The 22,535-nt window shown below is 70.0% G+C and carries 19 protein-coding genes; 6 read left to right on the forward strand and 13 right to left on the reverse strand.

Going from position 1 to position 22,535, the window contains the following annotated elements; all coding sequences use genetic code 11:
• Positions 1–26 precede the first annotated feature (26 nt).
• Positions 27–404: a VOC family protein gene (locus ORI60_RS19565; RefSeq protein ID WP_266039365.1), complete on the forward strand. Its 378-nt coding sequence runs from the start codon at positions 27–29 to the stop codon at positions 402–404.
• A complete protein-coding gene (locus tag ORI60_RS19570) occupies positions 401–1,231 on the forward strand; it encodes a GNAT family N-acetyltransferase (protein WP_266039005.1) in 831 nt (276 codons plus the stop codon). The genes ORI60_RS19565 and ORI60_RS19570 overlap by 4 nt, the downstream gene beginning before the upstream one ends.
• On the opposite strand, the gene ORI60_RS19575 is transcribed toward ORI60_RS19570, so the two are convergent.
• Genes ORI60_RS19575 through ORI60_RS19585 form a run of 3 tightly spaced genes read right to left on the reverse strand, consistent with a single transcriptional unit; the run spans position 1,228 to position 3,782 of the window.
• Entirely contained in the window at positions 1,228–1,719 is a 492-nt protein-coding gene (locus tag ORI60_RS19575; protein WP_266039008.1) for a DUF6912 family protein, read from the reverse strand. The two genes, ORI60_RS19570 and ORI60_RS19575, sit on opposite strands and share 4 nt — an antisense overlap.
• Positions 1,716–3,107: a WS/DGAT/MGAT family O-acyltransferase gene (locus ORI60_RS19580; RefSeq protein WP_266039010.1), complete on the reverse strand. Its 1,392-nt coding sequence runs from the start codon at positions 3,105–3,107 to the stop codon at positions 1,716–1,718. The genes ORI60_RS19575 and ORI60_RS19580 overlap by 4 nt, the downstream gene beginning before the upstream one ends.
• 9 nt (positions 3,108–3,116) lie before the next feature.
• On the reverse strand, positions 3,117–3,782 hold the full coding sequence (locus tag ORI60_RS19585; protein ID WP_266039012.1) for a phosphotransferase: 666 nt from the start codon (positions 3,780–3,782) through the stop codon (positions 3,117–3,119).
• Between the two features lie 105 nt (positions 3,783–3,887).
• On the opposite strand from ORI60_RS19585, the gene ORI60_RS19590 reads away from it, so the two are divergent.
• Positions 3,888–4,634, forward strand: a complete 747-nt coding sequence (locus ORI60_RS19590) for a TrmH family RNA methyltransferase (RefSeq protein ID WP_266039014.1) — start codon at positions 3,888–3,890, stop codon at positions 4,632–4,634.
• Here the strand turns inward: ORI60_RS19590 and ORI60_RS19595 are convergent, their stop codons facing one another.
• On the reverse strand, positions 4,635–4,934 hold the full coding sequence (locus ORI60_RS19595) for a hypothetical protein (protein WP_266039016.1): 300 nt from the start codon (positions 4,932–4,934) through the stop codon (positions 4,635–4,637). It lies immediately after the preceding gene.
• An 84-nt stretch (positions 4,935–5,018) separates the two neighbouring features.
• A complete protein-coding gene (locus ORI60_RS19600) occupies positions 5,019–5,429 on the reverse strand; it encodes an HAD-IA family hydrolase (protein ID WP_266039018.1) in 411 nt (136 codons plus the stop codon).
• A gap of 68 nt (positions 5,430–5,497) precedes the next feature.
• On the opposite strand from ORI60_RS19600, the gene ORI60_RS19605 reads away from it, so the two are divergent.
• Positions 5,498–5,905 carry an Rv3235 family protein gene (locus ORI60_RS19605; RefSeq protein ID WP_266039019.1) on the forward strand — a complete coding sequence of 136 codons (408 nt, stop codon included), beginning with the start codon at positions 5,498–5,500 and terminating at the stop codon, positions 5,903–5,905.
• A gap of 915 nt (positions 5,906–6,820) precedes the next feature.
• Here ORI60_RS19605 and secA read toward each other — a convergent pair.
• A complete protein-coding gene (gene secA / locus ORI60_RS19610) occupies positions 6,821–9,769 on the reverse strand; it encodes a preprotein translocase subunit SecA (RefSeq protein WP_266039021.1) in 2,949 nt (982 codons plus the stop codon).
• A gap of 390 nt (positions 9,770–10,159) precedes the next feature.
• The gene (gene hpf / locus ORI60_RS19615) at positions 10,160–10,825 is read right to left on the reverse strand and encodes a ribosome hibernation-promoting factor, HPF/YfiA family (protein WP_266039023.1); all 666 of its coding nucleotides are present in this window, start codon (positions 10,823–10,825) and stop codon (positions 10,160–10,162) included.
• A gap of 967 nt (positions 10,826–11,792) precedes the next feature.
• Here hpf and ORI60_RS19620 point away from each other — a divergent pair.
• On the forward strand, positions 11,793–12,410 hold the full coding sequence (locus tag ORI60_RS19620) for a ComF family protein (RefSeq protein WP_266039025.1): 618 nt from the start codon (positions 11,793–11,795) through the stop codon (positions 12,408–12,410).
• A gap of 863 nt (positions 12,411–13,273) precedes the next feature.
• On the opposite strand, the gene ORI60_RS19625 is transcribed toward ORI60_RS19620, so the two are convergent.
• The 5 genes from ORI60_RS19625 to ORI60_RS19645 form a co-directional block, all read right to left on the reverse strand.
• Positions 13,274–15,010 (reverse strand): LpqB family beta-propeller domain-containing protein, encoded by a 1,737-nt coding sequence (locus tag ORI60_RS19625; RefSeq protein ID WP_266039027.1) that lies wholly within the window; start codon positions 15,008–15,010, stop codon positions 13,274–13,276.
• Complete coding sequence (gene mtrB / locus ORI60_RS19630; RefSeq protein WP_266039029.1) at positions 15,007–16,761, reverse strand: MtrAB system histidine kinase MtrB; 1,755 nt, start codon at positions 16,759–16,761, stop codon at positions 15,007–15,009. Before mtrB ends, ORI60_RS19625 begins: the two co-directional genes overlap by 4 nt.
• A gap of 10 nt (positions 16,762–16,771) precedes the next feature.
• Positions 16,772–17,449 carry an MtrAB system response regulator MtrA gene (mtrA, locus tag ORI60_RS19635; RefSeq protein WP_030471262.1) on the reverse strand — a complete coding sequence of 226 codons (678 nt, stop codon included), beginning with the start codon at positions 17,447–17,449 and terminating at the stop codon, positions 16,772–16,774.
• 184 nt (positions 17,450–17,633) lie between these two features.
• A complete protein-coding gene (locus ORI60_RS19640; RefSeq protein ID WP_266039032.1) occupies positions 17,634–18,464 on the reverse strand; it encodes an SAM-dependent methyltransferase in 831 nt (276 codons plus the stop codon).
• A gap of 76 nt (positions 18,465–18,540) precedes the next feature.
• Positions 18,541–19,185, reverse strand: a complete 645-nt coding sequence (locus tag ORI60_RS19645) for a dTMP kinase (RefSeq protein ID WP_266039034.1) — start codon at positions 19,183–19,185, stop codon at positions 18,541–18,543.
• Between the two features lie 142 nt (positions 19,186–19,327).
• On the opposite strand from ORI60_RS19645, the gene ORI60_RS19650 reads away from it, so the two are divergent.
• Positions 19,328–20,296: a hypothetical protein gene (locus tag ORI60_RS19650; protein ID WP_266039036.1), complete on the forward strand. Its 969-nt coding sequence runs from the start codon at positions 19,328–19,330 to the stop codon at positions 20,294–20,296.
• Between the two features lie 194 nt (positions 20,297–20,490).
• Here ORI60_RS19650 and ORI60_RS19655 read toward each other — a convergent pair whose 3' ends face one another.
• The gene (locus ORI60_RS19655) at positions 20,491–22,533 is read right to left on the reverse strand and encodes a hypothetical protein (protein WP_266039037.1); all 2,043 of its coding nucleotides are present in this window, start codon (positions 22,531–22,533) and stop codon (positions 20,491–20,493) included.
• Positions 22,534–22,535 lie beyond the last annotated feature (2 nt).

The raw sequence follows: 22,535 nt of genomic DNA on the forward strand, positions 1-22,535 counted from the left end.
GTAGTAGGGTCCGTCGGGTGGCGCGGGTGACTGGCATCGGCGGGGTTTTCCTGCGTTCAAGGGATCCTGTGCGCTTGGCGGCCTGGTACCGCGAGAACCTGGGCGTGCCGATGAGCGAGAAGGGCACCGTCACCTTCCACTGGCTCGACACGGCGACGAACGAGTACCCCGGCACGACGACGATGGCGTTGTTCGCGCAGGACACGGAGTACATCGGCGAGCCCCACCAGCGCACCATGCTGAACCTGCGCGTGGACGACCTGGTGTCGTTGATGGCCAAGCTGAAGGCACGCGGTGTCGAGGTGCTGCCCGACACCGAGGACTCGGAGTTCGGCCGGTTCGGGTGGTGCGTCGACCCCGAGGGCAACCGGATCGAGCTGTGGGAGCCCGCGGAGGGGATGTGACCGTGCTCGACGAGGCCGTGCGCGCGCTGCGGGAGTGGCAGCACGACGACCAGCCGTTCCAGCTCCACCCCGGAGATCTGGGCTGGTACCGGCGTTTCGGTGACGAGGCGGCGGCCGCGGCGGTGCGGACCTGGCGCAGGGACGGGCGGATCGTCGCCGTCGGGCTGCTGGACGGCGCCGACCTGCTGCGGTTCACGATCGCGCCGGAACTCCGCGCCGACGAATCGCTGGCCCTGCGGCTGGCCGACGACATCGGCACTCCCGAGCGCGGCGTCCTTCCCGCCGGGACGGTGTACGTGGAGTCCCCGCGGGGCACGCGGTTCCAGGAGCTGATGTTCGAACGCGGTTGGCGGTCGGACGAGCCGTGGACGCCGTTGCGCCGCGGCCTCGGCGAGCCCGTGGCGGATCCGGGCGTGCGGATCGAGGTGATCGGGCCTGACCGGGCCGAGGTGCACGCGGGCGTGATCAGGGCGTCGTTCGAGAAGTCGACGTTCACCGAGGAGCGCTGGCACGCGATGGCCGCCGGTTCGCCGTACGCCGACGCCCGCAGCCTGGTCGCGTTCGACGGAGATCACGCGGTCGCGGCGGTGACGGTGTGGTCGGCCGGTCCGGGCACGCCGGGGTTGATCGAACCGATGGGCGTGCACCACGACCACCGGGGCAGGGGGTTCGGCAGGGCCATCACCCTGGCCGCGGCGTCAGCGCTGCGGGACCTCGGCTCGTCGAGCGCGCTCGTCTGCACGCCGAGCTCGAACACCGGCGCCGTCGCCACCTACCGGGCAGCCGGGTTCGACCAGCTGCCCGAGGTGCACGACCAGCGCCGCTAGAGCAGTTCCAGGACGAACGGGAGCTCCTGCGCCGCGTACCAGGCCAGTTCGTGGTCCTCGGCGCTGCCCAGCGCGAACTCCGCGTCCGGGTCGCCCAGGTCCGCCGCGTCGATGACATCCACGGCCGCGCGCACGTCCTGTTCGGCCTCGGCCGTGTCGAGGTGCACGGCGGCGACGTCCTTCAGCGTGAACGAGCCGCCGACCTTCACGACCGAGAAGTCGAGGTCGGGGCGCAACGTCACGTCGTCCACGTCCACCGCGAGCACCGCGCGCCGCGGCTCCGCCTTCTCGTCGGCCGCGAGCAGCCGCAGGGAAGCCCGCGCGGCGTCGAGCATCGCCGCGTACTCCAGTTCCTCCGTGTCACCCGCCGCGTAGGACTCGCGCAGCGCCGGTGTCAGCGCGAACGCCGTGCCGGTGACCGGAGCCAGTTCGCCGTTGTCGACGAACGCGCGCAGCATCGGCACCGTGGCCGGGATGTAGACCCTCATGCGCTGGCCGTCCCCATCAATTCCTCCACCGACTCCTCGACCATGGTCGCGAGAACGTCCACATCGGACATGGCGTCGCGGTCGCCGTTCAAACCGAAGTACACACCGCCGTCGTACGACGTCACCCCGATGGCCAGCGCCTGGTTCTTGGCGAGCGGGACGACCGGGAAGATCTCGGTCATTCTGGCCCCCGCCGCGTACAGCGGCACCTGCGGGCCGGGAACGTTGGTGACGATGACGTTGAACAGCCGGCGGCTGAACGAGCTGGCGGCCCGCGCGCCGAGGGCGTGCAACGTCGGCGGCGCGAAGCCGGAGACCTTCACCAGCGCGTCGGCGGCGACGGACTGACCGGACTCCTGGTGCGCCCGCATCGCGTGGCTCACGTGGTGCAGGCGGACGACCGGGTTCGGCTCACCGACCGGCAGGTCGACCAGGTAGGCGCTCACGTTGTTGCCCGAGTCAGGATCGGCCTCGCGGACGCTCAGCGGGGCCATCGCGCGGATCGTGGTGCTGCCGGTGACGTTCTCGCCGCGGCTGAGCAGCCAGTTCCGCAGGGCGCCGCTCAGTGCCGCGAGCACCACGTCGTTGACCGTGCCGCCGTGCTGCTTGCGGATGGCGCGCAGGTCGTCGAGCTGGGCGCGTGCGACGGCGAACCGGCGCTGCGGCGAGGTGATGCGGACGTTCAACGGGGAGCCCGGCGCGGGCGTGGCGGCGGTGCGGACCGCCGAGGCGAGCACGCCGAACGCGTTGAAGACCTTCTCGACCGTGTTGACGGTGTCGAGGGCGGCGCTGCGGACGTTCTCCACGAGCTCGCCGGGGCTGTGCACGATGTCGGTGACCGCGTCGGCCACGAGCTGCAGCGCACTGGGCTCGGGCTGCGGCATCCAGAGGTTCTCGACGTTGGTGCGCGGCGTCGGCGAGACGTCCAGCATGACCTGGCCGATCTCCAGCGACGCGATGCCGTCGATCATGGCCTGGTGGGTCTTGGTGATGACCGCGGTCTGGTTCTTCTCGAGGCCCTCGACCAGGTAGATCTCCCACAGCGGGCGGGAGTGGTCGAGGGGGCGCGACATCAGGCGCGCGATCAGGTCGTGCAGCTGCGTCTCGTTGCCCGGCTTGGGCAGGGCGCTGCGGCGGACGTGGTAGGTGACGTCGAAGTCCGGGTCGTCGACCCACACGGGACGCGCGATGCGTCCGGGGACCTGCACGACCTTCTGCCGGTAGCGCGGCACGAGGCTGAGGCGCTGCTCGATGAGGTCGACGAGCTTGTCGTAGTCGAAGCCCGCCTTGGGCCGGCGGAACACCGCCACACCGCCGACGTGCATCGGCGTCTTGGCGTCCTCCAGGTACAGGAACGAGGCGTCCAGCGCTGACAGGCGGTCCGGCATGCACCCAGCCTAGTGGCGTCCGCGGTCCATCAGCTTCTGAAGTGCCGCGCGTTCGCGCGGATCGCGGTCGTGCCGCTCCAGCCGGATGCGCGCGGCCTCCGGGATCGCGTTCCTCGCCTCCGGGTCCACGTTGGCCATGAACGACCGGAGGAACCGCCAGCGCGTGAGCTTCATGACCGGCGCGAGGTGGGCGACGGCGAGCGACACCCAGCTCAGTGCGACGTCGAGCCTGCGGTCGCCCTTGGTGGCGCTCGCCCAGTCCAGGACCACCGGCCCCTCCGGGCCGAGCACGACGTTGCCGGGGTGCAGGTCGAGGTGCAGCAGGTCGCCCTCGCCGCTGAGGAAGCCGGGCGCCGGGATGACGTCGAGGCGACGGTGCAGGTCTGCGAGCTCCTCACCGAGGCTGCCCGCGAGCCACGGCCTGCGGCCGATCTCCTCGGACATCCGCGGGCCGGGCACGTACTGCATCACCAGTTCGTCCTCGGTGGCCTCGTGCACGCGCGGGACGGGGATGCCGCAGCCGCTCAGATACGCCATCATCTCGGCCTCGCGCCGCAGGTCACGGCCGGTGCGCGTGCGTTTGACGAGCAGCCCGTCGGACCGGATGAACACGTCCGAGTCCTGACCGCTCGCGAGATGTTGACGTTGCGCGACGCTGCGCATACCTGCCGTCATGTGACGATCATCATCGATATGATCCGAAACACAAGGGCCGAACGGCTCTAGTGGAGCTCTTCACCCGTTTGAGCTCCGTGTGCCCGCCTCTGGCACTCTCTTCCGGTGGAGATCTCGCCCAAGGACCGCTTCGTCACCGTCTACGGCCGCAAGCCAGTGCTGGAAGCGCTGGACGACTCGGCGCTCACGGTCGACAAGGTGGTGCTCGCCGACACGGCCCGTGGCCCGGCCGCGCGCGAGATCCTCGACGCGGCCCGTTCGCGTGGCGTCACCGTGCAGCGCGCGACCGCGCAGCGCGTGAAGGTGCTGGCGGGCAACGGCAAGCAGGACCAGGGCGTGCTCGCCGACGTGGTCGCGCCGCGGATGAAGCCGCTGGCGCTTGCGCTGGAAGAGGGATCGCTGGGGTCCGTGCTCGTGCTGGACGGCATCACGACCCCCGCGAACGTGGGCATGATCCTGCGCACCGCGACCGCCGCGGGCATCGACGGCATCGTCGTGCCGCGCCGCGGCGTCGCCTCGATCGACCCGCTCGTGGTGAAGGCCTCCGCCGGGGTGGCTTTCCGAGCGCCCGTTCTGCGCTGCGGCACCGCGGCGGAGGCCTCGGCTTTGTTGCGCGCGTCCGGCTATTCGCTGCACGCGCTCGATTCCCACGCATCCGACACGATTTATTCCGCTTCTTTCCCAGCACGCGCGGCTTTCGTGCTCGGCAGTGAAACGTCCGGAATCACCGACGACGTGCGTCCGCACATCACGTCGTGGCTTTCCATTCCGATGGCGGCGGGCGTGGAATCCCTGAACGTCGCGTCAGCGGCGGCCGTGCTCTGCTTCGAGCTGGTGCGCCGGGCTCAGTGATCAGAGCCAGTCGACGTGGTACCCGTCGACCCGCGGGTACCCGAGCAGCGACGTGCAGGTCGCCACCGAGGACTCGCCCCTGACCCAGCCGACCGTCCCTTGCTCGTCCCACACCCCGAGCCCGTTCGTGCAGTGCGCGACGGCCCGGAACCGCCCTGGCCGGCCGTGGTCGCAGAAGACCTCGACGGTGCGCCCGTCCCTCAGGTAATCCTCGTAGCAGCCGCGTTCCTGTGCCTGCGCGGGTGATGCAATTGCCGTGGCTGCAATGGCGACCGCAACACAAGCGACAATTCTTCGCATTTTGTCCCCTATGCAATCGACTACCGACCAATTCGACGCTAGTGCCTCGCCGAAAAAGCGGCAATGACGCTCCGGGGTGAACACTCAATCGCGGAGCGCGATCGCTAGCAGGATCTCCAACTCCTCGAGGGTGGACCGCGTCGACCGATGGTGGACGCCGACCATGCCCGCCTCGGCAGCCCCGTGGACGTTGACCGCGAGGTCGTCGACGAAGACGCACTCGCCCGGTTCCACGCCCAGCTTGGTGGCCGTGAGCAGGTAGATGTCGGTGTCCGGCTTGGCGAGCCCGACCTCGCCGGAGATGACCGCGACGTCCAGCAGCCCGCTCAGCACGGCGGGCGGCTGCCACCACCCGTCCGCATTGGACAGCAGCGCGGTCTTGAGCCCGCCCTGCCGCGCCTTGCGCAGGGCGGTGAGGAGCGGCGGTTCGGCGGGGTTGTCCTCACCGGGGTCGGTCAGGACGCCGCCGTAGTCGAGCACCAGGGCTTTCAGCATGGCTGGGACCGTAACGCCACTTTCGGGTGTTCGGTGTCCTGATCTGGCCGCTGGCGCGCCAAGTCGGCATGCCCCCAGTGGTCCGCCGCCTGCCCGCCTACGAACCTCCGGTCGGAGGCCCCGCCCAGATCCCCCTGCCCCGGCCGCGCCCGGTGTGGGTGCCGATCCCGGAGCCACCGTCCCCCGCGCTGGACGCCGCACGCCTGCTCGCGGTGGTGCTGGAGGTGCTGGACGGACGCCGGCCCGCCCGGCTGCTGCGGGAGGTCGCGGTGCCCGCGCTGGCGGCCCGGCTCGGCGAGTCGGTCCGCTCCCGGACCACGCGGATGGTGCGGCCGCCTCGGGTCTGCCACCCGTCGCGGCTCGTGGCGGAGATGTCGGTGACCGTGCGGAGGGAGGGGCGGGTGCTGGCCGTGGCCGGTCGCGCCGAGCACGGCGGCGGGAGGTGGTGGTTCACGTCGTTCACGGTGTTGGAGTGAGGTACGGGAGTGAGGTGCTGGGATGCGGTGCCGCCGGGAAGCGGGCGGCGTTCCCCGGAGGGACACCGCACGCCGGTTGGAACGCCGCGCACTCGATGGTGCCGGAATGAGGCGCCGGAGTGAGGCGCTGGCATGCGGTGCCGCCGGGGAAGCGGGCGGCGTTCCCTGGAGGGACACCGCACGCCGGTTGGAACGCCGCGCACTCGATGGTGCCGGAGTGAGGCGCCGGAGTGAGGTGCTGGGATTCGGTGCCGCCGGGGAAGCGGGCGGCGTTCCCGTGAGGGACGCCGTGCCGCCGGGTAGAACGCCACGCACTCGGTGGCGCCGACGGTGGGTCGCGGTCGCGCTCAGGGTCGGGTCGGCTCTGCTACGCGGTCGGCTCTGCTACGCGGTCACCTGGCCAATCCACCGCGCAGCATCCCCCGCCCGGCCTGCCGAGTCCGCCCAACCGGCCGACCCGCCTGACCTGTCGAACCGGGTCGATCCGCCCCGCACCATCCCCCGCCCCGCCTGCCGCACCCGGCCAGCCCTGCGCCATCCACCCAGCCGGCCTGACGTGTCGGCTCAACCGAATGGCCCGCCGGACCCTGCCGCACTTGTCAGGTCCTCCCCGCCCGCCGCGACTCACCCGCCGCGCCTCGCACCGCGCACACCTGCCGCACCCCACACGCCGCGCCCCGCCCGCCGTCCCGCAGCGCACGCCCCGCCGCGCCCTCTACCCCGCCGCGCCCCGCACCGCGCACACCTGCCGCACCCCACCCGCCGCGCCCCGCCCGCCGTCCCGCAGCGCACGCCCCGCCGCGCCCTCTGCCCCGCCGCGCCCTCTACCCCACGTACCCCACCAACCCCCAAACGCCGCGTGGGCCGCGCTCCCTGAGGAACGCGGCCCACGCGGGGTGGTGGTGCGGTGAGGCGTCAGCCCTTCTTGCGGTTGTTCTTCGCCGCCTGGCGGGCCGCCTCGCGGCGCTCCTTGCGGGTGCCGCCGCCCTGCTGGCCTGCCGCTCCGGCCGGCTCGCCGTGCTCGTCGACTCCGCCGTCCTCGGCCGGGCCGCTGTAGCTCAGGTTCTGCTGGCCGGGGCCGCCGAGGCCCTTGCCGCGCAGGGCGGGCGGGATGGCGTTGCCGCTGGCCAGCTGGGCCATGGCCGGGCCGGCGGGGGCTGCGGGCTCCCGCTGCGCCTGCTGCTGGGCTGCCGCCGCGGCACGGGCCCTGGCCCGTGCGCCGCCGCCTCCGCCGTTGCCCGACACCTGCGGCAGGGCCTGCGGGGCCGCGCCCAGGGTGACCGGGACCTCGGGCTGGGCGGGCTCGGGCTCCGCCGCTTCGACCTGGAGGTTGAACAGGAAGCCGACGGTCTCCTCGCGCAACGCGTCGAGCATCGCGTTGAACATCTCGAAGCCCTCGCGCTGGTACTCGATGAGGGGGTCGCGCTGCGCCATCGCGCGCAGGCCGATGCCCTCCTTCAAGTAGTCCATCTCGTAGAGGTGCTCGCGCCACTTGCGGTCCAGGACGGACAGCAGGACGCGGCGCTCCAGTTCGCGCATGGCGCCTTGGCCGACGCGGCTCTCGATGTCGGCCTCGCGGGCGTGGTAGGCGTCCATCGCGTCCTGCACCAGGAGGTCGCGCAGGTACTCGCGCGTGACGTCCTCGTCGGACTCGAGGATCTCCTTCGGGTCCAGCGAGACCGGGTAGAGGGTCTTGAGAGCGGTCCAGAGCTTCTCGAAGTCCCAGTCCTCGGCGTAGCCGTCGGCCGTGGCGCCGTTGACGTACTCCTCGACGACGCTCTCGATCATGTGCTCGACCTGCTCGCGGAGGTCTTCGCCGGCGAGGACGCGGTGGCGCTCGGCGTAGATCACCGTGCGCTGGCGGTTCATGACCTCGTCGTACTTGAGGACGTTCTTGCGGATCTCGAAGTTCTGCTGCTCGACCTGGGTCTGCGCGCTGCGGATGGCGCGGGTGACCATCTTGTGCTCGATCGGCACGTCGTCCGGCACGTTCAGGCGCGTCATGACCATCTCGACCATGGACGCGTTGAAGCGGCGCATCAGTTCGTCCTGCAGGGACAGGTAGAACCGCGACTCACCGGGGTCGCCCTGACGGCCGGTGCGGCCGCGCAGCTGGTTGTCGATGCGGCGCGACTCGTGGCGCTCGGTGCCGAGCACGTAGAGACCGCCGGCCTCGCGGACCTCGTCGGCCTCCGCCTTGCCCTGGGTCGTCAGCTCCTCGACGACCTTGGCCCACTCGGCCTCGTACTCCTCCGGCGTGGTCACCGGGTCGAGGCCGCGCTCGCGCAGCTCGTGGTCCGCGATGATGTCCGGGTTGCCGCCCAGCACGATGTCGGTACCGCGGCCGGCCATGTTCGTCGCGACGGTGACGGCGCCCTTGCGGCCCGCCTTCGCGATGATCAGCGCCTCGCGGTCGTGGTGCTTCGCGTTCAGCACCTCGTGCGGGATTCCCCTGCGCACCAACAGCTTCGAGAGGTACTCGGAGCGCTCGACGCTCGTCGTGCCGATCAGGACCGGCTGGCCCTTCTCGTGCTTCTCCGCGATGTCGTCGGCGACGGCGTCGAACTTCGCCTCCTCGCTCTTGTAGACGAGGTCGGGCTGGTCCTTGCGCTGCGGCGGGCGGTTCGTCGGGATCGGGACGACGCCCAGCTTGTAGGTCTGGTGGAACTCGGCCGCCTCGGTCTCGGCGGTACCGGTCATGCCGCCGAGCTTCTCGTACAGGCGGAAGTAGTTCTGCAGCGTGATCGTGGCGAGAGTCTGGTTCTCCGCCTTGATCTCCACGCCTTCCTTGGCCTCGATGGCCTGGTGCATGCCCTCGTTGTAACGGCGACCGGAGAGCACACGACCCGTGAACTCGTCGACGATCATGACTTCACCGTTGCGGAGGATGTAGTCCTTGTCGCGGTTGTAGAGCTCCTTCGCCTTGAGGGCGTTGTTCAGGTAGCCCACCAACGGCGTGTTCGCCGCCTCGTACAGGTTGTCGATGCCGAGCTGGTCCTCGATGAACTCCACACCGAGCTCGGTGACGGCGACCGTGCGCTTCTTCTCGTCGTACTGGTAGTGGTACGACTTCGACTTCTCCTCGATGACCTCGATGCGGTCCTTCTGGGAGAGCTGGGTGACGTCGATGCCGCGCATGCGCGGGACGAGCCGCGCGAACTCCGTGTACCAGCGGGCCGACTGCTCGGCGGGGCCGGAGATGATGAGCGGCGTGCGGGCCTCGTCGATGAGGATCGAGTCGACCTCGTCGACGATCGCGAAGAAGTGGCCGCGCTGCACGCACTCGTCGAGGCTCCACGCCATGTTGTCGCGCAGGTAGTCGAAGCCGAACTCGTTGTTCGTGCCGTAGGTGATGTCCGAGTTGTACGACGCGCGCCGCTGCTCCGGAGTCATCTCGGAGAGGATCGCGCCGACGGTCAGGCCCAGGAAGCGGTGAACACGGCCCATCCAGTCCGCGTCGCGCTTGGCCAGGTAGTCGTTCGTGGTGATGACGTGGACGCCCTTGCCGGCGATGGCGTTGAGGTAGACGGGCATGACCGAGGTCAGCGTCTTGCCCTCACCGGTGCGCATCTCGGCGATCTGACCGAGGTGCAGCGCCGCGCCACCCATCATCTGGACGTCGTAGGGGCGCTGGCCCAGGGTGCGCTTCGCGGCCTCACGGGCCACGGCGAACGCCTCCGGCAGCAGCTCGTCCAGCGACTCGCCCTCGGCGTGGCGCTTCTTGAACTCCTCGGTCTTGCCCCGCAGCTCGGCGTCGGAGAGGTCCACCACCTCGTCTTCCAGGTGGTTGATGTGCTGGGCGATGTTGCGGAGGCGCTTGAGCATCTTGCCCTCGCCGGAGCGGAGCAGTCGGGACAGCACCATCTGGATAGACCTCATCACCTGTATCGCGGCGCGCCCACGTCGGACGCCTTTCCCCTGCCCATCGTAGGCAAGTCGCCAAGATGTGTGCACGGACACAGGCGGATTGGGGCACCCGACCTGGTATGTGCAGGTCAGGTGCGGTTTCAGCGATCTTCCCAGGCCACCTGTCGCCGGTGCCCCCACCTCGGCTACTGGTGTGGAGAACGCTTGAGGGCCGCGCAAAGGTTCCTGGCCCGGCCGATTTCACCTTGACGTTGACTTCTCATTGCCCCGAAAGGCGGAGATTCGACGTCGGTTCAGCAGATGTGGCCGGTGCCGCAGACGCACGCCGCCGCCCCGCACGCGAGGGGTGCGGGGCGGCGGCGGTCGGAGGAACGTGGTCGAGCGGGGTCAGGCCAGCCTGATCACGCCGTAGTCGAATCCCTTTCGGCGGTAGACGACGCTCGGGCGTCCGCACTCGGTGTCGGCGAACAGGTAGAAGTCGTGTCCGACCAGTTCCATCTCGTAGAGGGCCTGGTCGACGGTCATCGGTTTGGCGGCGTGCTCCTTCTCGCGTACAACGCGTCCGGGCAACTTCTCTTCGAGGCCGTCGTCCCACCGCTGCGCGGGCACTTCCGCCATGCCCTCGTAGTCGGCCTCGGGTGCGTCGAGCACCGCGGTCTTGGCGCGGCGCGACGTCATGCTTTCGCCTGCGGACTGGTCGATCAGTCCGCTTGTCGCTTCGGCCACCGAGATCGGGGCGCGGGCCCCGTGGTGGACGCGCCTGCGGTCGTGTGACCGCCGCAGACGGTTCTCGAGCTTCGCGACCGCTGCATCGAGCGCGGCGTAGAAGTCACCCGCGCAGGCTTCGGAACGGACCACGGGTCCACGTCCCTTGCCGGTGATTTCGACCCGCTGGCAGTTCTTCGACTGACGGCGGTTCGGCTCGTGGAAAAGCTCCACGTCGAAGCGGATGACCTTGCGGTCGTAGCGCTCAAGCCGGGCCAGCTTTTCGGCGACGTGAACCCTGTAGTGATCGGGCACCTCGACGTTGCGGCCCTTAACGACGATGTCCATACACGACCTCCCTCGCTTTGCTGCGAGCTATGGCTGGACTGCTTTAAAAGCGCCGTGGCGATCTTGGATCGCGGATGTGTCGCAGAGGGTCGTCTCCCTCAGCTCTCACGGCGCCAGGGTCATGGGCTGTTCGCCTCCTCCCCGCGGGCCGGGAACGCTGATAGCGGTGCACGTTAGCTTGGGATTCACCGTCGCGTAAGCCCCCTTGCCGGGGGAACGATGAGATTTTTTGATGACTACGCAGCGCGACGACAGCGCGTTGCCAGTCGTTTCCCGAGCGTGCCCCGAACCAAACCCCACGGCACTCCGCTCACCCGAACGGCGCACGGCCGAACCGGCACTCGACGGCAGCCTCGCTGCGTCGAACGGGTCCAGTCGCGGCCTCATACCCAGCCAACGGGCGACCCCCGCGTCATGTTCCCGAAACCTGGAAGAGATCGATTCCGAACCACTCGGCGGTCCCCTGCGCACTTCTTCGCACCGATCCGCGCGGCGCGGATGCCCGATCACAGCCCAGTCACGCCTGGCTGAACGGTGGATTTCGCCCAATGGCGGACAAGGCAGACGATCACCGTTGGCGCGGGCGTCCGGCTATTGCTCACTAATAACCGCTGGTCAGCTCCACACGTGAATAATCGTTAACCAGACGGGGCTGTGGCGAGCACGCCTGAGGTCGTCCGAGGACGTGATGGTCGTGGGTCGGTGGTCGTTGATCGACGGCCTCATGTGCGGACGCCTCAGTTCTGAAACACCGCCTCAACACACGCTCGCACGAACCGGGCGAAACGTGTTGCGCCCTCTCGGAAGATCGTCACAGAACTCGCGCCGAGCAGGGGTTTCCGTCACGCCGAACGGCCTCGGAGATCGACAACGTCACCGGAACTTCACCCTTGTGGGCGGTGCCGAAAGACCCCGCCCAGGGCCTCTCCCCCGATTTTCTGTCAGACCTCACCGCCACCCTGGTCCCATGACAGCTCTCGACCTGCTCGTGCCGGCCACCTGCTCCGGCTGCGGCCGCCCCGGCTCCCTGTGCTGCGCCACGTGCTTCGCCGCGTTCGGCCCGCCTGCCCGGCTCCAGGTGCCCGGCGTGGGGCCGCCTGTGTGGACGCTGGCGGCCTATCACGGCGCAGCGAGGGAACTGGTGCTGGCCTTCAAGGAACGAGGCGCACGGCCCCTCGCAGCGTGGTTCGGCGCTCTCGTCGCGGTGGCGCTCGTCGCGATCGGGCCTCCACCTTGGACGCTCATCCCCGCACCGTCGCGCCGCAGCGCCGCGCGGAACCGCGGCGGCGACCACATGCTGCGGATCGCGAGGGAGGCGGACATCGCCGCCGTCGCCCCCGTGCTGTGTTTCGACGCCGGAGTGGCCGACTCGGTCGGGCTGGGCGCCGGAGCGCGGAGGCGGAACCTGGAGGGGCGGGTGCTGGTCCGCGGTCCGTCGCCGCCGGGCACCACCGTGCTGCTGGACGACGTGGTCACCACCGGGGCGACGGCGTCGGCCTGTGTGCGGGCGCTGCGGCAGGCCGGGGTGCGGACGAACGCGGTGCTGGTGCTGACGTCGGCCCGGCCTCACCGGCCTGGGGAGTGACGGGGTGGGCAGTCGGGGTTGGGCAGTCGGGGTTGGGCAGTCGGTGTTGGGCGGTGAGGGGGTCGGGCGGCGAGCGGTCGGGAGCGCGGCGAGAGGGCGAGCGGCGACCGGTCGGGCCGGGAGGGCGGCGAAAGGTCGGGCGGCAAGCGGAGGGGCTGAGCGGCAAGCGGAGGACCGCGAAAGGAGGGCGGCGGGAGTGAGAGCTTGAGCAGTGGAGGCCTGAGCGCCGAGGGCCTGGTTCAGGGGCGTTGGGCCTGGGCCGGGTGGCATGAGGCGGGGTGCTTCGGCTGCGCGCGCGAGAGGTGCGCTGCCGCGGACGCGTCCTGATGGCAGAAGGGGTCCGGCAGGAGGGCCCGGAGAGAGGGGCCTACAGGAAGGGGAAGTCTCTGGCCGGGTGGCGTGAGGCGGGCGCTTCGGCTGCGCACGAGAGGGGCGCTGCCGCGGACGCGTCCTGACGGCCGTAAGCCCTCAGCGGGCACGACTGGGCTGCGGTGTCGTGGCAGGCACGACTCGGCAGTGTGCGTCGCGGCGGGCGCGGCCAGGCTGCGGTGTCGCGGCGAGCGCGGCCTGGCAGCGGTGCGTCGCGGCGGGCACGACTGGACAGCGGTGCATCGCCGCGAGCGCAGACCCGGCTGTGGCGCGCCTCGGTGGGCGATGAGGTCTCTCGGCAACTCGCGGCGCCAGCACCACCGGCCAGCCTGCGCCGCGCAGTCGCAGGCTGCCAGTTCACCTCAGCCCAGCCACGCCTACTCGGCCACGGCCCGGCCGCGCGACCCAGCTCAGCCGTGCCAATCCAGCCGCGTCAGCCCAATCAACTGAGCCGCGTCAGCCCAACCGTGCCAGCCCAGCCACCCCGAGCCGCGTCAGCCCGGGTAGAACACCAGCGCCCCCGCCGGCACCCGAATCCCGCTCGACCTCCACACATCGGTGATGTCCGAAGCCGACCACAGCCCGGAAGGGTCCACCACCTGCACCTGACGCGCCGCCGCGGCCGCCACCGAACCGACGGGCACGTTGAGGTTCGACTGGCTGTAGCGGTCCATCTTGTAGCCGTCGGTGTAGACCCTGGTGACCGGCCACGAGGGCAGCGAGGAGGAGACCACCAGCACGTCCTGCGAGAGCCAGTCGATGGACTGCACGGCCGCGCCGAGGGTCGACGGCTGCAGTTGGCGGGGCGCGCGGAGGGCCACGTCCTGGTTGTTGCGCACCACCGAGGCGATGTAGAGCTTGCCGGCGATCACCAGGGCGGCTCGGGTGCCGTCTCGGGAGAGGCGCAGTTCGCTGATCGAGCCGAACGGCACGATGTCGGTGATGTTGACGCCCTTGGCGGTCCAGCTGCCGTTGTCGGAACGGGTCACCCTGGTCACCGAGGTGCCGTTGACCGCGGTCCAGACCTCGGTGCCGGGTTCCTTCGGGCCTGTCGAGAGCTGCCAGGTCGGTCTCGACAGGGTGGTCGCAGTCATGTCCACTTCGGACAGTTCCTGTTCCAGCTCGCCCACGCGCAGCCTCACCCCGCCGCTGGAGCGGGAGACCACGGCGAGTCTTGAGCCGTCCAGGGACTGCGCGGCGGAGACGACGCTGTACGCGCCCGTGCCCGCGGGGCCCTTGATCGGGGCGCCGTCGGTCAGCGAACGGACCGAGCCGTCCGCGACGATCATGCCCTGGAGGTTCGCGTTCAGCGCCAGCAACGCCTCGCCCGCGGTCGCCGACACGTCGGACGGCCGGTAGTCGCGCTGGTCCGGCAGGATCTGCTGGCCGTCCACCAGGACGCGCACGCGGGACGAGGTGACGCCCGAGTACGACTTCACGACCTGCGCGACGATCTGCTTGCGCTTCTCGGGGGTGAGGTCCTTGCCGACGTTGGTGAGGTTCACCTCGAGTGCGCCGTCGTCGGCCTCTCTCGTGTCCTCGAACTTGTCGGCGTCCGGGCCCAGCGCGCTCACGAGGGTGTCGCGCACCGCGTCGCCGGGGCCCGCGATCAGCAGTTCGGTGACGCGGGTCGGGATGCTCGTCGCGGGCGGGATCACGACGTAGCGCGGGTCCGGCACCAGCACGGTGAACTCGGGGTTGTAGAAGTACAGCGTGATGCGGCGGTACGTGGTGTTGAACAGGTTCTGCGGCATGTAGATGCCCGCGGGCGGTTCGGAGATCCGCCACTGGTTCTCGCTGTTGCGCTCGACCTTCACCGGCTTCTGGAAGTCGCCGAGCTGCGGGACGAACGCGTTGTCGCTGCCGAGCCTGCCGACGTACTTGCCTTGCAGGAGAACGGTCTGCGTCTTGTCCTGCGGCGCCTGCGAGGTCGGCACGGTGGAGAAGCCGGTCTCGATGATCGTGGGGTTCTTGGTGTCCCACGTCTTGCTGGCCTCCGGCGTCATGAACGCGCGGGCGGCGGCGTAGTTGTTGTCCGGGTTCGACGTCGCGTCGATGAAGTCGCGGACGAGCATGAACGGGTCGATGTTCTGCCGCGGTTCCGGTGCGGCGGGCGTGTTGGACGCCTTGCTGTCCTTCGAGCCGATCGGTTTCGGCTGCGTGTTCGTCGGGATCGCGGCGCACCCGGACAGGGTGACGAGCACGAGCACCAGCAACGCCAGCCGCTTCACCGCACTTCCTCCGAAACCTCGTCCGACGTCGCGGGCGGCCCGTCCACGGGCTCCGCGGGCTGCCAGGTGATCTCCTCGGGCCGCAGCTCGATCTCGCCGGGCTCCTCGGCGGCGATCGGCTCCTCGACGACGGTGACGGGTTCGAGCTCGATCGCGGGGGCCAGCGGCAGCGGGCTCTCGCGCAGCTCCTCACCGTGCCTGCGCGGCAACGTCAAGCGGAACACGGCACCGTGGCCGGGCTCGCCCCACGCCTCCAGCCAGCCGCCGTGCAGGCGGGCGTCCTCCAGCGAGATCGAGAGGCCCAGGCCGGTGCCGCCGGTGCGGCGGTTGCGCGACGGGTCGGCGCGCCAGAAGCGGCTGAACACCAGCTCGGCCTCACCCTGGCGCAGGCCGACGCCGTGGTCCCGCACGGTGATCGCGACGGCGTCGTCGTTGCCGCGCATGGTGAGCTCGACCGGCTGGCCCTCGCCGTGGTCGATGGCGTTCGCGAGGAGGTTGCGCAGGATCCGTTCCACACGCCGGGAATCGAGCTCGGCGACGAGCTCGGAGTCGGGCAGGTCCAGCACCACCGGCGAGTTGGCGCTCGTGGAGATGGCGCGCACCGAGTCGTGCGCGCGACGCGCCAGCACGCGGATGTCGACCTGGTCGGCGGTCAGCTCCTCGACGCCGGCGTCGAGGCGCGAGATCTCCAGCAGGTCGCCCAGCAGCGACTCGAACCTGTCGAGCTCGTCGACCAGCAACTCGGTGGACCGGGCGAGCCCGGCGGGGAACTGTTCACGCGAGGCGTGCAGGACGTCCGCGGCCATGCGCACCGTCGTCAACGGCGTGCGCAGCTCGTGCGAGACGTCGGAGGTGAACCGGCGCTGCAGCTGGCCGAACTCCTCCAGCTGCTTGAACTGCGCCTGGATCGACTCGGCCATCTCGTTGAACGACTCGGCCAGGCGGGCCACGTCGTCCTCTCCGACGACGTGCATGCGTTCGTGCAGGATGCCGTCCGCGAACCGCTCCGCGACCTCGGCGGCCTGCCGCACGGGCCGCACCACCTGGCGCGTCACCAGGTTCGCGATCAGCGCGAGCAGGACCAGCAGCACGATGCCGCCGACCGCCAGCGTCGACTGCACGACCTCGGCCGTGCGCTGCTCGGCGGTCAGCGGGAAGATCAGGTACAGCTGCATCGAGCGCGCGGACGTGCTGATCGGCAGGCCCACGACGAACAACGTGGTCTGCGCGCCGTCGCGCTGCACGGTGTGGATCTGGGTGCCGGAACCGCCGTCCTCGACCATCTCGCGCAGGCCGCGCGGCACGTCGTCGAGCTTGCCCACGGACGGCACGCGCCCGGCGCCGGCGGAGCCCAGCCCGTCGGCCAGCACCGGTTCGAACGCGCCGGCGCCCGCCGTCGTGGCGTCCGTGCCGGCCCCACCGACGGCGAGCTTGTTGATCGCGCTGGTGAACCGCGTCTGCACGCTGTCCGGGCCCGGGTTCAGACCGACCAGGTCGGACTGGATCAGGCTGCGCGAGGCCATGGCCTGGCGCACCGCGGCCTCGTCCTTGGTGTTCAGCAGCTGGTTGGTGATCTGCATCTGCAGCACCATGCCCAGCACGAACACCACGGCCGACGAGAGCGCGAGCGTCGACACGACGACGCGCAGCTGCAGCGAACGACGCCAGAGGTCACCAAACGCGGACCACCGCTTACGCGCTTCCTCGAGGAGGAACTGCGCCTTCGCGATGGCCGGCCGAACGAACTTCATACGCCACCTGTCACGGAGGGCCGGCCTTGTACCCGACACCGCGGACAGTCAACACCACCTCGGGGTGTTCCGGGTCCCGTTCGACCTTGGAACGCAGCCGCTGCACGTGGACGTTCACCAGGCGCGTGTCGGCGGCGTGGCGGTAACCCCACACCTGCTCGAGCAGCACCTCGCGGGTGAACACCTGGCGCGGCTTGCGGGCCAGCGCGACGAGGAGGTCGAACTCCAGCGGCGTGAGCTGGATCGGCCTGCCCTCGCGCAGCACCTCGTGGCCGGGGACGTCGATCGTCAGGTCGCCGATCTGCAGCACCTCGGATGGCTCGGCCTCGGTGCGCCGCAGGCGCGCCCGGATGCGAGCCACGAGCTCCTTGGGCTTGAACGGCTTGACGACGTAGTCGTCCGCACCGGACTCGAGGCCCAGCACCACGTCGACCGTGTCGCTCTTCGCGGTGAGCATCACGATCGGCACGCCCGACTCGGACCTGATCGCCTTGCAGACGTCGATGCCGTTCATCCCCGGCAGCATCAGGTCGAGCAGCACGAGGTCGGGCTTGAGCTCGCGCAGCGCGGGCAGGGCACGGGCACCGTCGGCGACCACCGCGGTGTCGAAGCCCTCCCCACGCAACACGATCGTCAGCATCTCCGCCAGGGCGGGGTCGTCATCGACGACGAGCACGCGTGCCTTCATACCCAACATCGTTGCACTGCCGGTCGCGCGTTCGCGCACCGCCCACGTTCCGTTGCTGCTGGTGGCGATGTGCGCTCGTTCGGTAACCGGCCGGAACTGTCGTTCCACGTACCCCACCTCGCCCCGTTTGACCTGTTCGTCGCGGGAGTATCCCGCGAGGATCACCTTTCGTTACCAGGTGTTCTCAGGCCGTGCGGACGGCGGAGGCCAGCCAGATGCGCGCGTCACCCACCTTCCGGGGGTCGGTGATCGCCGGGACGGCGCGGTCGTGCCGGGCGGCCAGGTCGACCTGGTGGGTCACCGTCGCGTCCCAGCCGTAGCCGTCGAGCCACTCGACCGGGTCCTCCACGTCGGACCGCCAGCGGGCGTCCAGCGCGTCGAACCGCTGGTGCACGGGCTTCATCTGCGGCAACTCGCGGAAGGCCCGGTTGACGTGCTCGAGCGCGAGCGTGCTGCCGCGGGCGGACAGCGCGCTCACCCAGTACAGGATCCGCTCGCCCGCGTCCGGCGGCAGGAACATGAAGAGGCCCTCCAGCAACCACGCCGTGGGCCTCTTCGGGTCGAACCCGGCGCGTATCAGCGCTGTCGCCCAGTCGTCCCGCAGATCGCACGGGACGGCGACGCGGTCGCAGGCGGGCTGGGCGAGCTGGTCGCGCAGGGCGTCCTCCTTGAACTCGACCAGCTCGGGCAGGTCGAGTTCGAAGAGTGTCGTGCCCGGTGGCCACCGCAGCCGGAACGCTCTTGTGTCGAGGCCCGCCGCCATGATCACCACCTGGGGTTGTGGCGTGCCGAGAAGCTCGTCGTCGAAGTAACGGGTGCGCAGGACGAAGTGGTCGCCCGCGAGGGTCCGGACGCCGTTGAGGTCGCTCGCGGAGCCGGCGGCCTCCACGAGTCCGGCGGCCAGCGGGTCGTCGAAGAGGCGGCGGGGATGACTTTGCTCGTTGGCGCGGGCGGCAGCGATCAGCACCGCCGTGCGGGCGACACCGACCGGGGTTCGCTGCAATACACGCTTCAAATTGTGATCTCCTATTCACTCACAGTGACAAACCGGACACTCGATCGTGTCAATCGGTACGCACGTGAGCGACCACTCAAGGAGTGAAGAGTGGTTCCAGAAGCGAATGAAAGTTCACGTTTGACCGCCCATCGACCACTTGCCACGGAGCGAGCCAGCCGATGTTCGCCAATCCGTCGTAAACGACACCGCATCTGGCCTGCAACGAGCCATCGGATTCATAAATGTCCCTGGCCCGCGCCGCGTCGGCCTGCTCCCGCTTCGCCGCCCGTTCGGCCGCGACCTCCACGGGCACGCGCAGCAGCAGGTGAAGATCGGGAACGGGCAGCCCGAAGCGTTCGATCTCCAGCTCGTACACCCACCGCACGAACTCGCCGTGCTCGTCCTGGTGCAGCCGCGCGGCGCTGTACGCGGCACTCGACGCCACGTACCGGTCGAGCAGGACGACGTCGTGCTCCTCGAGGTCCTCGCGGATCTCGTCCGCCGCGCCGCGCCGGTCGAGCGCGTAGAGGACGGCCATCCCGTAGACCGAGTCGCTCAGGTCGCCGAGCCTGCCGTAGAGGCCGTCACGGACCAGGTCGGCGTGCACGCTGACGCCGTAGCGCGGGAACGCGTGGCTGGCCACGGTCCTGCCCTGGGCGGCCAGCGCCTCGGTCAACCCGTTCGCGAGGGTGCGCTTGCCGGCACCGTCCAGACCTTCGATCACCACGAGCTTTCCCACGCCAGAACCCTAACGGGACCGGTTCCGGCCACTCACACGGCCGCAGCGCGTCCCCCACACGGGCGAAATCCGATCTTTCGATCACCAGAACGAGTGACTACGGTGAACAGTCACACAGCGCGTGTGAAGGGTAGGTGCCGCGGTGACCGCGGATTCCGGGCACGCCGGGTCGGTCGACGAACCGATCGGGCACCCGACCGGGGGTCTGCCGACCCCTCTCGCCGAGACGCTGCGCTACGGGCCGTTCCACCGCGCATTGCGCGAGTCGATCGCCCACCGGGGCCTCTCGCTGGCAAGGCTGCGCGCACATCTCGAACAACTGGGTGTCCAAGTTGGCCAGTCGACTCTCTCGTACTGGCAACGCGGCTTGCGCCATCCCGAGGTGCCACGCGCCATCAGCACAGTGCGCGCGCTGGAGACCGTGCTGCGGCTGCCGCCGTCGTCCTTGTTGGACCTCATCGGCCCGCGCAACGCGAACACCTACGCACCACGGCCGGTCGCGACCTGGCCGGACCACGCGCCTCTGCTCGCAACGTTCGACTCCGTACCAGAGGCCGCCCGCGGCAACGCCGACCTCGAAGTGCTCTCCGTGCACGACACCGTCCAGATAGGCATGCACCGCGAGCAGCGCTCCATCACCACACGGCTCGTCGTGCGCGCGGTGCGCCAGGGACCGGACCGGTACCTGGCGACGCACCACGGTGACGACGGCTCGTTGATCGAGAACGCGATGGTGAGAGCCGGCGAAGGCTGCCGGCAGGGGCGGCTGCGCCGGGAAAGCGCTTCCCGCAACCTCGCCGTGGAGATGCTGTTCGACCGGCGGCTCGCGGCGGGCGAGGAGCACGTCTTCAGCTTCACGATCACCGACGACACCGGCAACGCGACCCCCGGCCACCACCGGACGTTCCGCGACACCTGCGCCTCGTACCTCGTGCAGCTCTCGTTCCACCGGCGGGCGATGCCCGCGCGCTGCATGAAGCAGTTCCTGGCCTCGGCCGACGCGACGCCGGTCGACGTCGACGAGCTGGTGTGCGGGCTCGGCGGCGTCGTCAGCGCGTACTTCGGCGACGTCGGGCCGGGGATCGCGGGCATCGCCGTCGAGTGGAGCTAGACCTGGGGCCTGGGGTGTCCCCAGAGGACACCCCGAGCGACGCGGTCCGCGCGTTCCGCGGACGCACGTCCCCTGAGTGAGGGCGAGGAAAGCGAGAGGGCTAAAGACCGGCGCTCCGAAGAGCATTCCGGTTCCGGAGTTTAGAAGGAAGCTCTCTCATGGCCTCGCTGTCCCCACGTTAGCAGCGATGAGGGTCAGTCCGACAGCAGTTTCCCGAGTTCTGACACGGTGGTGACGGTTCCGGTCTCGTCCTGCGCCAGACCGATGCGGAGCACCGGAGCGTCCTTTGTGGATGCCCCGCGCGCGAGCAGGTCCCGAAGCCTCGCCACGGTGAAGTACTTGCGCCGCAACGCCGCCGCGGCGATCAGCTTCACGACGTCGCGGTTCTCCTCGACCCGGTTGCCCCACGACGCGCCACGCAGGTACAGGTGCAGCCAGGTGCCGAACCATGAGTCGCCCTCCCGTTCGAACATCACCGGCAGCGCGACCTTTCCCTTGCCGCGCATGGCGGAGCGCGCTCGCACCGTGCTCGGTTCGAACGGCTTGCCCATCTGGTCGCGGTCGCGGCTCATGAACCCGAACATCGACTCCGCGACCTCGTCGAACCCCTCACCCGAGTACACGTTCACCTGCGGCACGACGTACTTGGCGTCCAACGAGTTGCGGTGCAGGTCGATGAACTCCGTCGCGCCGTCCGAGGCGTCGGTGACGTCACCCGAGTAGAGCGCGCCCTCGCCCTTGAGCCGCGTCCACGAGACCTGCCCCTTGTACTCGAAGTCCTCGCCCAGCAGCACCGCGGACAGGTCGTAGTCCGTCCGCTTGGCCTGCTGGCGCCAGTGCACGAAGAACCGCAGCACGTCGCCGTCGAAGGTCAGCTTCGATCCGCGCGGAAGCACGCCGAAACCCTCCTCGGTGCCGGAGACCGGCACCACGACGTCGAGCACCTCGTCGTCCACGACCAGCTCCGAGTAGTCCGGAAGCCTGCGGACCAGCTCGTTCTCGACCACCTCGACGACCGCCGCGACCGCCTGGGGATCGAGCGGCGCGCGGTCGTCGTCGGCGATCCACACCCTGCGCGAACGAGTCGCGAAGACGCGGGCGGTGTCCGGCGTCGTGCGGTTCGAGAGGTGTTCCAGCACCGAGACGAGCACACGGCTGGACACCTCCGGCACCGCGGCCTCGACGAGCGCGGCGAGGTCGGCGGCTCCGTTGCGGAGCAGCCTGTCGAGCTGCCGCAGCAGCAGTCCGGGCGCCTTGGCGAGAATCCGGGCGGCGCGGTCGGCGTCGTTCTCCGCGAACGCCAATTCGACCTGCCCGGCGAACGACCGCGCCACCTTCTCCCTGCGCGCCACCGCGAACACGTCCTGCGCCCGCTCGAACGGGTACTCGTGCGGGTGCAACCGCTCACCGAGCCGCTTCCACGCCTCGCGGTGCTGCCCGACGTCGCCGAGCTTGCTCTCCGCCACCTCGTTCAACGCGCCGAGCAACGCCCTGCGCTCGGGCCGGCGGAACGACCGGAAGCGCGTCGGCTCCACGAGCGTCACGTCTCCCCCGGACGCCTCGGCCGCGAGCCGCAGCACGTCGGTGACGGTGTCGATGTCCTGGAGCGGCCGCTGCGCCACCAGCCGGGCGGCGTTGAGGATCGCGCGGTTCTCCCGGACGGGCACGTCCAGCGCGCCGTCGGGGCAGACCACGGCCAGCTCGCCGAGCAACGCCCTGTCGTTCTCCGCCAACGGGATCGGACTCGTGGCGAGCTCTTCGAAGAGGCGCTGCGCCTCTTCTTCGAGCGTGCCACCGAGGTGCACGAGCGTGACGCGGTCCTTCAACGACGGGATCAGCTCGTCGTGCACCCGCAGCATCTCCTCGTAGGAGTGCTGGACCCGGCCGTACTTCGGCAGGTCGAGGAGGTTGTTCGTCGGTGCGACGCCCTGCTCCAGCGCGTCCCGCAGGCACTCCCACCAGAACGCGAGGGTGTCCGGCACGTTGTGCGGGAACTCCTTGAAGTACGGGTTGTGCTGCCCGCGCGCACCGATCAGCTCCTTGACCGCGCGCACGACCTCCGCCGCGTAGTCCTCGGCGCCGGCCAGGCCGGAGACGTGGTCGAGCAGCTCCCGCGAGGCCTTGAAGCCCGACCTGATCAGCGCGGCGTCCAGCTGCCTCGCGACCACGGCGCCGTCACCCGGCGCACCGTCCGATGTGGGCACCCGCAGGGTCTTCTTGATGATGGTCGTCCGCACCT

It is taken from the genome of Lentzea sp. NEAU-D7, from assembly GCF_026242055.1.
GTDB lineage: Bacteria > Actinomycetota > Actinomycetes > Mycobacteriales > Pseudonocardiaceae > Lentzea.

Coding starts and splice junctions, on each gene's coding strand:
- mtrB (WP_266039029.1), bottom strand. CDS start 16,761: ATGAAGTTCGTTCGGCCGGCCATCGCGAAGGCGCAGTTCCTCCTCGAG.
- mtrA (WP_030471262.1), bottom strand. CDS start 17,449: ATGAAGGCACGCGTGCTCGTCGTCGATGACGACCCCGCCCTGGCGGAG.
- ORI60_RS19595 (WP_266039016.1), bottom strand. CDS start 4,934: ATGCGAAGAATTGTCGCTTGTGTTGCGGTCGCCATTGCAGCCACGGCA.
- ORI60_RS19620 (WP_266039025.1), top strand. CDS start 11,793: ATGACAGCTCTCGACCTGCTCGTGCCGGCCACCTGCTCCGGCTGCGGC.
- ORI60_RS19580 (WP_266039010.1), bottom strand. CDS start 3,107: ATGCCGGACCGCCTGTCAGCGCTGGACGCCTCGTTCCTGTACCTGGAG.
- ORI60_RS19585 (WP_266039012.1), bottom strand. CDS start 3,782: ATGACGGCAGGTATGCGCAGCGTCGCGCAACGTCAACATCTCGCGAGC.
- ORI60_RS19600 (WP_266039018.1), bottom strand. CDS start 5,429: ATGCTGAAAGCCCTGGTGCTCGACTACGGCGGCGTCCTGACCGACCCC.
- ORI60_RS19605 (WP_266039019.1), top strand. CDS start 5,498: ATGCCCCCAGTGGTCCGCCGCCTGCCCGCCTACGAACCTCCGGTCGGA.
- hpf (WP_266039023.1), bottom strand. CDS start 10,825: ATGGACATCGTCGTTAAGGGCCGCAACGTCGAGGTGCCCGATCACTAC.
- ORI60_RS19575 (WP_266039008.1), bottom strand. CDS start 1,719: ATGAGGGTCTACATCCCGGCCACGGTGCCGATGCTGCGCGCGTTCGTC.
- secA (WP_266039021.1), bottom strand. CDS start 9,769: ATGGTGCTGTCCCGACTGCTCCGCTCCGGCGAGGGCAAGATGCTCAAG.